Genomic DNA, 11,718 nt, shown 5'->3' with positions numbered 1-11,718 from the left:
TCCTCCGGGTGCGTGGTGGGGTCAGGCGGGGATGCGGCCGTGCTGGAGGAAGCCGAGCATCTGCGGGCCGCCGACGAAGCAGGTCGTGCCGCCGTCGACGACCAGGCAGCTGCCGGTCACCCCCCGGGAGGCGTCGCCGGCGAGGTACACGGCCGAGCCGACCACCTCGCGGGGGACGCCGAACGCGCCGGACGGGACGGCCGCCAGCAGGTTCTCGGTGGCCCGGGGGTCGGCGAAGAAGGTGGACGTGAGGTCGGTGCGGACCCACCCCGGCGCCAGGGCGTTCACCCGCACCCCGGCCGGGGCCCACTCGGCGGCCAGCGTCCGGGTCAGCGAGACCACGGCGGCCTTGGTGACGGCGTAGTGGGAGAGCATCGGCGTGCCGCCCAGCCCGGCGATGGACGAGAGGTTGACCACCGAGCCGGTGCCCCGCTCGACCATGTGCCGGCCGAACACCTGGCAGGCGTGCACGGTGGACTCCAGGTTCAGCCGCAGCACCCGGGTCCAGTCGTCGAACTCCAGGTCCAGGAACGGGCCCGCGTGGCCGATGCCGCCGGCGTTGTTGACCAGCACGTCCAGGCCGCCGAACTCGGCGAGCACGGTCCGGGCGGCGGCCCGGATCTGCTCGCCCTCGGTGACGTCGCAGGTCAGGACGAGCGCCCGACGGCCCAGTTCCTCGACCTCGCCGGCCACCTCCTCCAGCGCGGTGGTGCTGCGGGCGAGCAGCGCGACGTCGGCCCCCGCCTCGGCCAGGCCGGTGGCGATCGCGCGGCCGATGCCCTTCGACGCCCCGGTGACGAGCGCCGTCTTGCCCTTCAGGTCGAACAGGTCCAACGCGGACGACATCGGTCCTCCAGACGGGTGCGGTGGCGGTCACGCGGTCAGGGGCGTGACGCGGCTGCGCGGGGTGAGCGCGAACAGCTCCTCGAAGCTCTCCCGCAGCGAGGCGACGAAGGCGTCCGGGTCGGTGAACGCCCCGGTGTCCACCGTGATCCCGATGTGGCAGCGGTCCCCGTAAGTGGTCAGCGCGATGCTGGTCGCGCCGCGCAGCAGCGGCGGGAACGGCAGGATGCCCAGCACGCGGGAGCCGGCCAGGCAGAGCGGGCCGGGCGGGCCGGTGAAGTTGGTGGCGATCAGGTCGTTGCCCCGGAACATCTGGGTGAAGACGAACCGCACCAGCGGGCCCGGCAGGGGCGTGACCGGTCGGGTGAGCAGGTCCAGCGCCCGCAGCGTCGGCTTGGTGCGCACGGTGGCGATCCGGCGGCCGGCCTCGGCGATCCGCCGGAGCGGGTCCGGGCCGGACACCGGCATGGCCAGCCGCGTGCTGGCCAGCCGGTTGCCCGCCGGGAGGTCGTCGCGCTTGCGGACGCTGATCGGGATCAGCAGCGGCAGCTCGGGCAGGTCGACGCCGAAGCGGCGGTGGTAGCGGTCGAACCCGCCCATCAGACCGGCCACGAACACGTCGTTGAGGGTGCCGTCGCCGGCCTGGCCCGCCGCCCGGAACGCCCGCCGGGGGAAGTCGAGCGCGTCGAGGTGGACGGCGTGGCTGCGCCCGCGCAGCAGCGGCGAGGCGGGCACCGGGGGCACGAGCGTCGTCCTGGCGAACGACACCACCCGGTCCACGACCCGCTTGGCCGAGGGCACCTTGATCCGTGCCGCGCGGGCATTCCGCGCGGCACGGGTCGCGGCCGGGGGCAGGGCGAGCAGCAGCCGGCCGAGGCGTCCGGCGAGCAGCGCGGTGGCGGGCGCGGCGCGGCGGGTGTGGGCGGGCGGCAGCGCCGGCTCGGCGGCCGAGGCCGGCGACTCGCCCAGCAGCACGGACACGAGCTGCGCCGCGCCCACCCCGTCGCTCAGGCTGTGGTGCAGCTTGAGCAGGTAGGCGGCCTTCCCGCCGTGCCCGTCGTCGAGGCCCTCGACCAGGGTCGCCTCCCACAGCGGGCGTTCGGGGGCCAGCGGGCGGGAGGCGACCGCCCGCACCAGGTCGAGCAGGTGGCGGGTCGTGCCGGGGGTGGGCAGCCGCACCCGGTGCACGTGGTTGCGCACGTCGAAGGTCTGGTCCGGCACCCAGAACGGCCGGCCCAGCCGCAGCGGCGGTTCCAGCACCCGGTGCCGCAGCCGGGGCACGATGCGGGTGCCCCACTCGTGCCGGGCCACGAAGCGGTCCCAGTCCGGGCACCGGTCCAGCACGAACGCGCCGACCATGTTCGACCGCATTCCCGGGTAATTCTCCGCGCGCCAGAACAGCGTTTCCAGCGCGTTCATCTCACTCGGTGAACGCCAGATACCGTGGTGGGGCAGATCGGTGCCGCGATGGGGCATGGCTATCCTCACGCTCGGTGGAATGGGTCGTCCGACGTGACTCGCGGTCGACGGCGCGAACACGGCAACATTCGCATCTCACATACATCCGCCGCCGATGTGTACCCCCATCGGTGTGATGCGAATTCCGTCCGGACGCCGGTCCGACCGTTCGGCAGGTACTTTTGGGCATGGCCCATCGTGTGGCGGCGGACAAGCGTTCACCGCCCGGATGGGCGAGTGGTCCGATCAGCGCCTTCACGGTCCGTGCGCATCGCAAGACCGGTTCGTCTCGCAAGTGGCGTGCGGGTGAAATCCATCGAATTCGTGGTCCGATTCACCGTCACCCGATCGGCCCGGGGAGCCGAGTGGTCCGAAAGTCCCGTAGCAAGGGGCCAGTCCCGGAGGCAGGCTCGGACCCGAAACCGGTGCTCGCACGGCGGTTCGCGGCGGTGGTCGCGGCAGCCGGGCGGGCCGGGGAGCGGTGACCGGGCAGCGGTCGAGCCGGCCGGAAAACGCGATCGGGCGGCCGAACCCGGTGTGCTCCGCTCCTCGGGAAATGATCGGTCGAATCGTCCGCAACAGGGGTGTGGGCCGGTCTTTTCCGGAATGGCAGTGAAACAGGTGATCGCGGTGGAACCGAGAGAAGTGCGGAGACGGAGGAAGTGATGGGCCGGTACAGGCGGCGCAACGGGATCGGGTTCTTCCGGTACCTGGGCGATGTGGTCGACGACACCAAGGACTTCGTGGACGACATCCTCGACCGCGACGACGACGACTCGTACGACGGCAGGCGGGAAAGGCTGGAACAGGACGACCGCGCGGCGATCCACCGGGACCTGCGGGCGTTGAAGACCTCGCTGGACGAATTGTCGGCGAAGCTGGACCAGCTCGGCAGCCGGCAGCTCGCGGACAAGAAGTAGGAAGCAGGCCCCGAACGGCGGCGACCGGTCGCGGTACGGGGGTCCGGCGTCGTGCCGGCCCGGCGTCCCGACCTGCACGTGGCCTGGCCCGCCCACCGGCGGGCCGTGGGTCCGCGCAGGGGCCGCACCCGCGACAGCGCCGTCACGGGTGCGGCGGCTCCCGACAGGTCCCCCGGTGCGGCGTGGGGTGGGCAGCGTGCAGCGAGGAGGGGGATGGCATGGGCCGGCACCGCGTCGGTGAACTCGCCCGGGCACTGCTGTCGCTGCTGCGGTCGGAGCTGGTCCCCGGCACCGGCCGGGGGACCCCGTCCGGGGACGGATCGGCGGACGGTGCCCGCGCCCGCCGGGTGCGGTCGACGCTGGAACGGCTGGGACCGTTCTACATCAAGGTCGGGCAGATCCTGTCCACCCGGCCGGACATCGTCTCCCAGGCGACCGCCGACGAGCTGCGCGGGCTGCACGACACGGTCGCGGCCCGCCCCTTCGGCGAGTTCGAGCCCGTCCTGCGGGCCGGCCTCGGCCGGGGGTGGCGCGGCATGTTCGCCGACTTCGACACCGAGCACCCGATCGGCTCCGCGTCGCTGGCCCAGGTCTACGCCGCCACCCTGGTCGACGGGCGGCCGGTGGCGGTGAAGGTGCAGCGCCCGGGCATCGCCCCGCTCATCGCCGAGGACATGGCGCTGCTGCGCCGCGCCGCCCGGCTGCTGGCCGTGACCGCGCCCGAGTTCACCGAACTGGTCGACGTGCGGGCGATGCTCGACATGCTGTTCGAGGCCATGGGCGCGGAGCTGGACTTCACCCGCGAGGCCGCCGAGGCCGACCGGGCCCGCGCCGAGGTGCAGGACTTCAAGCACCTCGACGTCCCCGAGGTCTACGAGGCGACCCCGACGGTGATGGTGCAGAGCCTCGCCCCGGGCTGCTCCATCGGCGACGCCCGCCCCGAGGAGTTCACCACCGCCGAGCGCACCGGCATCGGCCGCGACCTGATGGCGTTCATGTTCCGGGGCTACTTCAGCACCAAGGTGTTCCACGCCGACCCCCACCCGGGCAACGTGTTCGTCCAGCCGGGCGGCAAGGCGTCGCTGCTGGACTGGGGCATGGTCGGCCGCATCGACCACCGGACCAGCCTGGGCATCCTGCGGGTGCTGCTCAACGTCGCCCTCAACGACGCCCTGGGCGTGACCCGCGCGTGGGTCGACATGGGGCGTGCCACCGAACGCGCGGACGTCGCCGCGTTCCGCAACGACATGGAGCTGCTCGTCCCGACCCTGACCGCCGTCACGCTCGACCGGCTCAACTTCGGCGCGACCTTCACCTCGGTGCTGGGCAGCTCGACCCGGCACGGCATCCGCACCAACCCCGCCATCGCGGTGCTGGGCAAGTCCTTCGCCAACCTGGAGGGCTCCATCCGCTACCTGGCGCCCGAGCTGAGCGTCGTCGGCACGTTCCAGGACCAGCTCCAGGACATCATGATCGACATCGCCGACGAGACCGTCTCCGAGGCGCGGCGGGCCGACGTCACGCTGGAGCTGCTGACCAACGGCACCCAGACCCTCCAGTACGTGCACACCGCCCTGCGCCAGCTCATCGGCGGCGAGTTCGTGTTCCGCGTCGAGCAGGCCAGCCGGCTCGACCGCCGCACGCGCGGCAGGCGCACCCTCGCCGCCGTCGCCGCCGGCGCTTTCCTGTGGTCCGGCCAGAAGCGCTTCGCCCGGCTGCTGGCCCGCGAACGGGCGCGCGCGGCCCCCGGGCCGTCCGCGCCGTGAGCGCGACCGCACCGCGCGGTCGCCGGAAGACAAGTCCACCGTGCACGGCCGCCCCGGTCCGTGCACCCCGACGCGCGGGAGGCGCTGACCCATGCCGATCGACCCCGACACCGTTGCCACCGAGTTCGTCAAGCTGCTGTCCGAGATCGCCGAGGTCCCCGAGGACAGGATCCACGACGACTCCACGCTCAAGGGCGACCTGGACGTCGACAGCCTGGCGATCGTGGAGCTGTTCGACGTCACCGAGTCCCGCTGGGGGGTGAAGGTCCCGGACGAGGACGCCCAGGCGCTCACCACCGTCGGCGAGATCGTCGCCTACCTCCGCCGCAGGGTCTGACCGGCGCGCGGCCATCCGACACGAGGGAGTCCCCATGCCCGGCACCGCCACCCAGGTCGTCGTCACCGGAGTGGGGGCCACCACCCCGCTGGGCGGCGACGCCCGCGCGACGTGGTCGGCCCTCCTCGCCGGCGACAGCGGCATCGGCGCGTTCGACGTCCCGCCGCCCTGGACGGCCGACCAGCTCCCGGTGCGCATCGTCGCGCCGGTCGCCGTCGACCCGTCCGCCGCCCTGTCGCCCAAGCAGGTCCGGCACACCGACCGGGCGACGCAGCTCGCGCTGGTGGCGGTGGCCGAGGGGTGGGCCGACGCCGGGTTCACCGCACCCGCCTCCAGCGGCGACAGCCCGCTGGACCCCGTCGAGGTGGGTGCGGTGGTGAGCTGCGGCATGGCCGGCCTCACCTCGATGGTCCGGCAGTACGAGCTGCTGGTGCAGCGGGGGGCGGACGGCGTGTCGCCGTACTGCATCCCGATGATGATCCCGAACGCGCCCAGCGCGGAGGCCGGCCTGCTGGTCGGCGCGCGGGCCGGCGTGCACGCGCCGGTCAGCGCCTGCGCGGCGGGGGCCGAGGCGATCGCCTACGGCGTGCAGATGATCCGGTCCGGGCGGGCGAAGGTGGTCGTGGCCGGTGGTGCGGACGCCACGATCCACCCCCTGGTGCTGGCCGGGTTCGCCCGCATGGGAGCGCTGTCCTGCCGCAACGACGACCCGCCGGCCGCGTCCCGCCCGTTCGACACCGGCCGCGACGGGTTCGTGCTCGGCGAGGGCGCGGGCGTGCTGGTGCTGGAGGACGCCGAGCACGCCAGGGCGCGCAACGCGCGCGTCTACTGCGAGCTGGCCGGCTACGGCCTGGCGGCGGACTGCCACCACATCGCCCAGCCCGACCCCTCCGGCGCGGGCGTGGCGCGGGCCGTCACCGCCGCGCTGCGCGACGCCGGCACCCCGCCCGCCGAGGTCACCCACGTCAACGCCCACGCGACCTCCACGCCGCTGGGCGACGTGGCCGAGGCGGGCGCGATCCGCCGGGCGCTGGGCCGGCACGCCGACGTGCCGTGCGTCTCGGCCACCAAGTCCTCCACCGGACACCTCATCGGCGGGGCCGGCGGCGTCGAGTCGGTGCTGGCCGCGCTCACCGTGCACCACCGCGTCGCGCCGCCGACCACGAACCTCGTGGACCTCGACCCCGCAGTCGGCCTCGACGTCGTCGGCCCGGTCCCGCGCCCGCTGCCGGCCGGGCCGATCACCGCCTTGAACAACGCGATGGGCTTCGGCGGGCACGACGTGTCGCTGCTGCTGCGCTCGTGCTGACCGGGCCGGTGCTGCTGCTGCCCGGAGTGGGCTCCTACCGCCCGGGTGTCCTGCACGGCCTGGGGAACGTCCCGGAGGTCCACTCGGTGGTCGACGCGGTGGACCGCGCGGACCACGGCCGGCACGGGGTGCCCCGGCTGCTGCTCGACCCCGGCGCCCCGGACGAACGCCACCTGGCGGTGCACGACCCGACCGCCGCGCACCTGGCCGTCTACACCGCGGCCGTGGCCGTGGCCGCGCTGCTGCGCCGGAGGTTCGGCGTGCGCGCGCGGGCGGTGGTGGGCCACAGCGCCGGCGAGATCGCGGCCCTGGCCGCCGCCGGGGGCGTCGACGTCGGCGACGGGGCCCGCGTCGTCCTCGCCCGGGACGCCGCGATCGCGGAGAGCGCGGCGCCGCCGGGCGGCCTGGTCGTCGTGGGCGCGTCCGCGACCGAGGTGGACCGGCTGCTCGCCGAGGTCGACCTGCCGTCGCTGCAACGGGCCTGCGACAACGCGCCGGACCAGTGCGTCGTGTCGGGCGAGGCCGGTGAGCTGGCGGCCCTCGCGGACGCGGCGGTCCGGGCCGGTCGGCGGACGGCGCGGCTGGCCACCGCGATCACGTTCCACAACCGGGCGCTCGCCGGCGCGGCCCGCGACTTCCTGGCCCGCATCGCCTCCGTCACCGTCCGCCCGCCGCACACCCCGGTGTACTCCGCGCCGCTGCTGCGCCCCTACCGCAGCGCGGCGGAGCTGCGGGAGGCGGCGGCGCACCACCTGACCAGGCCGGTGCACTTCCGGCGGGCCCTGGAGGGCCTGCACGCCTCGGGGGCCGCGACGTTCCTGGAAACCGGCCCGCGCAACGTCCTCACCGCCCTGGCCAGGGCGACCGTCCCCGGCGCGCGCGCCGTGTCCGTGCTGCCCCGGAGCACGACCGTGGACCGGCTCGCCGCCGTGCTCGGGGCGACCGCGTGACCCGACCGCACGGGCCGCCGGCGGCGGTCGGTGAAACACCGGGACCGGGGCGACCGATTACCCGGGAGGACGGGACGCGGAGACCCGTCCGCGCCGACCGGGGGAGCAGACCGTGATGCCGAGGTGACCGCCGAGGCGGACGTCGCGCCCGACGGCGAACCGCACGTGCTCGACCTGGGGGAGCGGCCCGCGATCGGCGCGGTGCGCCGCTGGACCGAGCGGGCCGTGCCGCACCTGCCGGACGACCTGCTCGCGGACCTGCTGCTGCTGGTCACCGAGCTGGTCGGCAACGCCTACGACCACGGCCACCAGCCCGGGGCCCTGCGCCTGACGAGGTGGCCCGGCCGGGTCCGGGTGGAGGTCGACGACAGCTCGCCCGCCCCTCCGGTGCCGGGCCGGTCCCGGATCGCCGACAGCCGGGGTCGGGGGTTGCTGATCGTGGCGGCGCTGTCCGGCGACTGGGGCACCACCGGCCGGGTGGACGGCAAGACCGTCTGGGCCGACCTGCCGCTGCACCCCGTCCCGTCCGCCGACGCGGCCGGGAGCCGGTAGCACCCACCGGGCGGTCAGCGACCTGCGTCGAGCACGCCGTACCGGACGAGCGCGGCGTCCAGGTCGCCCGCTTCCTGCGCGGCGACCACGTCCCGCGCCACGTCGCGGAGCTTGACGTTGCGGTGCTGCGACGCCCGCCTGAGCGCCGCGAAGCCGCCCTCGGCGTCGATCGCGAACCGGCGCATGAGGATGCCCTGCGCCTGGCCGATGACGTGCCTGCTGCGCAAGGCGGTCGTCAGGTGGCCGACCAGCGTGCGGCTGCTGTCGTAGACGTGCACGTTGTCGAAGGCGGCCCCGGCGTGCAGCGTCAGCAGCAGGACCACGTCGAAGGCGTGGTCGTCGAACCGGTGCGGTTTGCGCGAGGTGAGGGTCAGCACCGTCGGGGGACCGTGCCGGGAGGGGATCGGCAGCACCATCGCCGACCGGCAGCCGCGTGCGGCCAGCGCGCCCGTGAACGCCGTCCAGCGCGTCTCCGCCTCGACGTCGGCGATCCGGCGCGGCTCGCGGAACCGCAGCGCCTCCGCCACCGGGCCGTCGGCGACGAGGTCCGAGTCCTCGTCACCGGAGGTCGGGTCCGCGTCGGGCGCGACCGGGGCGCCCGGCCGCACGGCGGCGACCTCCAGGACCCCGTCCCGGCCGACGACGGTGATGGTCGCGCGGTCGCAGTCCGGCACCGTGCGCACCACGCGCTCCAGGAAGCGCCCGGTGACCGCGTCGATGTCGTCGTCCTCGACCAGCCGCGACACCTCGACCAGGTCCTGGGCCAACGTCACCACGGACTCCACCACGAGCGCCCTCCCCGTCACCGGCCGGTCGGCCGGACCACTGCTGCGGGGATGCTGCACTGCTGAACATCCGGTGCACGGACTCTACGGCACGACCGCCGGCGGGTTCCCCGGCCGGGTCGGCGGACCCTGCCGTCCGGCCCGGTGGCCGCCGCCGGGGTCGGCTGTCGGCGGGTTCTGCCGCCGGTCGGCCACCGCCCGGGTGGGCAGCGGGCGCGGACGGGGTGCAACGGAAAAGCCGGACCGGGCCGGGCGCTGGTGGATTCAACGTCCCGGCCGGTCCGGCCCCGGCCCGTCCGCCAGAAGTGCCGTGGACGGGCCTACCGTTGAGACGTCGTCTTGACGGTAACCAGTCACGTACCCCGCCGCCGACCGATCTAAGCGACGATCACCGCACGATCGACAACGCCGCGCCGGCGGCCCGCCTCCGGCCTGGTCAGGTCAGGTCGCGCGGGCGGCCTGGACCGCGTCGTCGACCGAGGGGTGCAGGGGCAGCAGGGTGGTCATCGCGGTGACCTCCAACGACCGCCGCACGGCGTCGCTGGCCACGACGTGGACGCGCTGCGGGCCGGGGTCTCCGCCCAACGAGCGCAGGTGCGCCAGCGCGGCGATCCCGGACGAGGCGAAGAACGTGACCTGCGACAGGTCCAGCACGAGGGCCGGCGACCCGTCCAGCAGCTCCGCGCCCCGGTCGCGCAGGTCGTCGCTGTTGGACATGTCGACCTCGCCGACCACGTGCAGGAGGGCCACGTCGTCCCGTGCCCCGGCGGTTACGCCGTTCGGTGTGGCATCCGCTCTACTCATAGTGCGCATTCTGACTCCTTGGGCGCTGTCCTGCTAGACCGATGCAGTGAAGGGCGTCGCCGACCCGGGCGAGATCGGCGGGTGGTGGTCGAGGTGTCGCACGTCGTGGGCGGCGAGGCCGGTCAGACCAGGGTGGTCAGCGCGTCCCGGGTGAACGGGGTGACGCCCGCCACGTCGCCCTTCTCGACCTTGCGCGCCCACTCGGGGTCGGCCAGCAGCGCGCGGCCCACGGCGATGAGGTCGAACTCGTCGGCGCCCAGGCGCTCCAGCAGCCCGTCGATGCCGGTGGGCGACGGGTCGCGCCCGGCGAACGTGCCCAGGAACTCGCCGTCCAGGCCGACCGAGCCGACCGAGATCACGGGTCGACCGGTGAGCTTCTTGATCCAGCCCGCGAAGTTCAAGTCGGACCCCTCGAACTCGGGCTCCCAGTAGCGGCGGGTCGAGCCGTGGAAGACGTCCACGCCGGCGTCCACCAGCGGTGCCAGCAGCACTTCCAGCTCCTGCGGCGTGCCGGCGAGCTTGGCGTCGTACGCGCCGGGCTTCCACTGCGACAGGCGCAGGACGACCGGGAAGTCCGGTGCCGTCGCCGCGCGCACGGCGGCCACGACCTCGGCGACCAGGCGGGTCCGGGCGACCGCGCTGCCGCCGTAGCCGTCGGTGCGGCGGTTGGTGACCTCCCACAGGAAGGTGTCGAGCAGGTAGCCGTGCGCGCCGTGCAGCTCGACGCCGTCGAAGCCGAGCCGGCGCGCGTTCGCGGCGGCCTCGGCGAACGCGGCCACGACGGCGTCCAGGTCGGTGGTGGCCGGCACCGGGCCGGCCTCGCCGATCGGGGCACCGGTCAGGTCGAGGCCGGACGGCGTGAAGACGGGGGCCTCCGGCACGGGTGGTGCGCCGGGCTTGCGGGACGCGCCCACGTGCCAGAGCTGCGGCACGATCCGGCCGCCCTCGGCGTGCACCGAGTCGACCACGCGCGCCCAGCCCGCGAGCGCGTCCTCGCCGTGGAAGCGGGGCACGTCGGCGCTCTCGCCGGCGCTGGGGTGCCCGACGTAGGTGCCCTCGGTGACGATCAGGCCGACGCCGCCGGCCGCGCGCCGGGCGTAGTAGCCGGCGACGTCCTCGCCCGGGACGCCGCCGGGGGAGAACTGCCTGGTCATGGGAGCCATCACGACGCGGTTCGGCAGGTGCAGCGGGCCGACGGCGAAGGGGCGGAACAGCGGCGCGGTGTCGACGGCGGTGCGCGTGGGCACGGTCATGTCCATCCTCGGGTCGAAGCGGAGCGCTTGCTCCTCTTGACGCTAGCACAAGCGGAGCGCGTGCTCCGCTATGAGCCGGGCGACTATGCTGACCTGGTGGTGACCGAACCGTCGTCCCGTCGACCGCTGCGCGCGGACGCCGAGCGCAACCGCGCGGCGATCATCGAGGCCGCCACCGAGGTGCTCGCCGAGCAGGGCAGCGCGGTGGACGTCCGGGAGATCGCCCAGCGCAGCGGCGTCGGCATGGGCACGCTCTACCGGCACTTCCCGACCAAGGACGACCTCCTCGGCACGGTCCTCGACCGCGAGTTCACCGCGTGGGCGGGAGCCGCGCGCCAGGCCGCCGACACCACCGACGACCCCCGGGACGCGCTGGAGGGGTTCTACGAGCACGCCCTCGCCACCCAGGCGTACCACCGGGCCGTCGTGGAGGCGTACGGCGACACCTGGAGCGGTCCGGCCCCGGACTGCACGCGCCTGCTGTACCCCGTGCTGGACGACCTGCGCGCCCGCGCCCAGGACGCCGGGGTGCTGCGCGCCGACGTGACGACCGGCGACCTGGCGCTGCTGCTGGCCACGCTGAGCCACACCGTGCAACTGGTGGCCGGCAGCACGGGGGTGTGGCGGCGGCAGCTGCGCATCGCCCTCGACGGCCTCGGCGTGCTGGACGGCCCACCGCTGCCCACCTCGTAGCGCCCCGCGCGGACCCCGTTTGCCGGATGGTCCGCACAGCGCGGGTCG

At 74.7% G+C, this 11,718-nt stretch carries 12 protein-coding genes; 7 read left to right on the top strand and 5 right to left on the bottom strand.

From position 1 onward, the window contains the following. Positions 1–21 precede the first annotated feature (21 nt). Positions 22–846: a glucose 1-dehydrogenase gene (locus tag AB0I60_RS01635; RefSeq protein WP_360725036.1), complete on the bottom strand. Its 825-nt coding sequence runs from the start codon at positions 844–846 to the stop codon at positions 22–24. 27 nt (positions 847–873) lie between these two features. Then, positions 874–2,262, bottom strand: a complete 1,389-nt coding sequence (locus AB0I60_RS01630; protein ID WP_360725034.1) for a wax ester/triacylglycerol synthase domain-containing protein — start codon at positions 2,260–2,262, stop codon at positions 874–876. Positions 2,263–2,966: 704 nt separating this feature from the next. On the opposite strand from AB0I60_RS01630, the gene AB0I60_RS01625 reads away from it, so the two are divergent. The 6 genes from AB0I60_RS01625 (at position 2,967) to AB0I60_RS01600 (ending at position 8,135) form a co-directional block, all read left to right on the top strand. After that, the gene (locus tag AB0I60_RS01625) at positions 2,967–3,221 is read left to right on the top strand and encodes a hypothetical protein (RefSeq protein WP_360725032.1); all 255 of its coding nucleotides are present in this window, start codon (positions 2,967–2,969) and stop codon (positions 3,219–3,221) included. A gap of 218 nt (positions 3,222–3,439) precedes the next feature. Further along, positions 3,440–4,987 carry an AarF/UbiB family protein gene (locus tag AB0I60_RS01620; RefSeq protein ID WP_360725030.1) on the top strand — a complete coding sequence of 516 codons (1,548 nt, stop codon included), beginning with the start codon at positions 3,440–3,442 and terminating at the stop codon, positions 4,985–4,987. 91 nt (positions 4,988–5,078) lie between these two features. Next, positions 5,079–5,324 (top strand): acyl carrier protein, encoded by a 246-nt coding sequence (locus AB0I60_RS01615; protein ID WP_360725029.1) that lies wholly within the window; start codon positions 5,079–5,081, stop codon positions 5,322–5,324. Positions 5,325–5,358: 34 nt separating this feature from the next. Continuing rightward, positions 5,359–6,633, top strand: coding sequence for a beta-ketoacyl-[acyl-carrier-protein] synthase family protein (locus AB0I60_RS01610; RefSeq protein ID WP_360725027.1), 1,275 nt, complete (start codon positions 5,359–5,361; stop codon positions 6,631–6,633). Then, positions 6,627–7,583 carry an acyltransferase domain-containing protein gene (locus AB0I60_RS01605; protein ID WP_360725025.1) on the top strand — a complete coding sequence of 319 codons (957 nt, stop codon included), beginning with the start codon at positions 6,627–6,629 and terminating at the stop codon, positions 7,581–7,583. The genes AB0I60_RS01610 and AB0I60_RS01605 overlap by 7 nt, the downstream gene beginning before the upstream one ends. Positions 7,584–7,706: 123 nt before the next feature. Continuing rightward, entirely contained in the window at positions 7,707–8,135 is a 429-nt protein-coding gene (locus AB0I60_RS01600) for an ATP-binding protein (protein WP_360725023.1), read from the top strand. A gap of 14 nt (positions 8,136–8,149) precedes the next feature. Here the strand turns inward: AB0I60_RS01600 and AB0I60_RS01595 are convergent, their stop codons facing one another. From AB0I60_RS01595 to AB0I60_RS01585, 3 genes are all read right to left on the bottom strand, one after another. After that, on the bottom strand, positions 8,150–8,923 hold the full coding sequence (locus tag AB0I60_RS01595; RefSeq protein ID WP_360725022.1) for a GAF and ANTAR domain-containing protein: 774 nt from the start codon (positions 8,921–8,923) through the stop codon (positions 8,150–8,152). Between the two features lie 438 nt (positions 8,924–9,361). After that, positions 9,362–9,724: an STAS domain-containing protein gene (locus AB0I60_RS01590; RefSeq protein WP_360725020.1), complete on the bottom strand. Its 363-nt coding sequence runs from the start codon at positions 9,722–9,724 to the stop codon at positions 9,362–9,364. Between the two features lie 122 nt (positions 9,725–9,846). Further along, positions 9,847–10,977, bottom strand: coding sequence for an NADH:flavin oxidoreductase (locus AB0I60_RS01585; RefSeq protein WP_360725018.1), 1,131 nt, complete (start codon positions 10,975–10,977; stop codon positions 9,847–9,849). Positions 10,978–11,073: 96 nt separating this feature from the next. Between AB0I60_RS01585 and AB0I60_RS01580 the strand changes: the two genes are divergently transcribed. After that, on the top strand, positions 11,074–11,670 hold the full coding sequence (locus AB0I60_RS01580; protein WP_360725016.1) for a helix-turn-helix domain-containing protein: 597 nt from the start codon (positions 11,074–11,076) through the stop codon (positions 11,668–11,670). Positions 11,671–11,718 lie beyond the last annotated feature (48 nt).

The sequence above is a fragment of the Actinosynnema sp. NPDC050436 genome (assembly GCF_040655415.1).
GTDB lineage: Bacteria > Actinomycetota > Actinomycetes > Mycobacteriales > Pseudonocardiaceae > Actinosynnema.
Note: the sequence above shows the minus strand (reverse complement) of the source record. Positions and strands in the feature narration are given on the sequence as shown.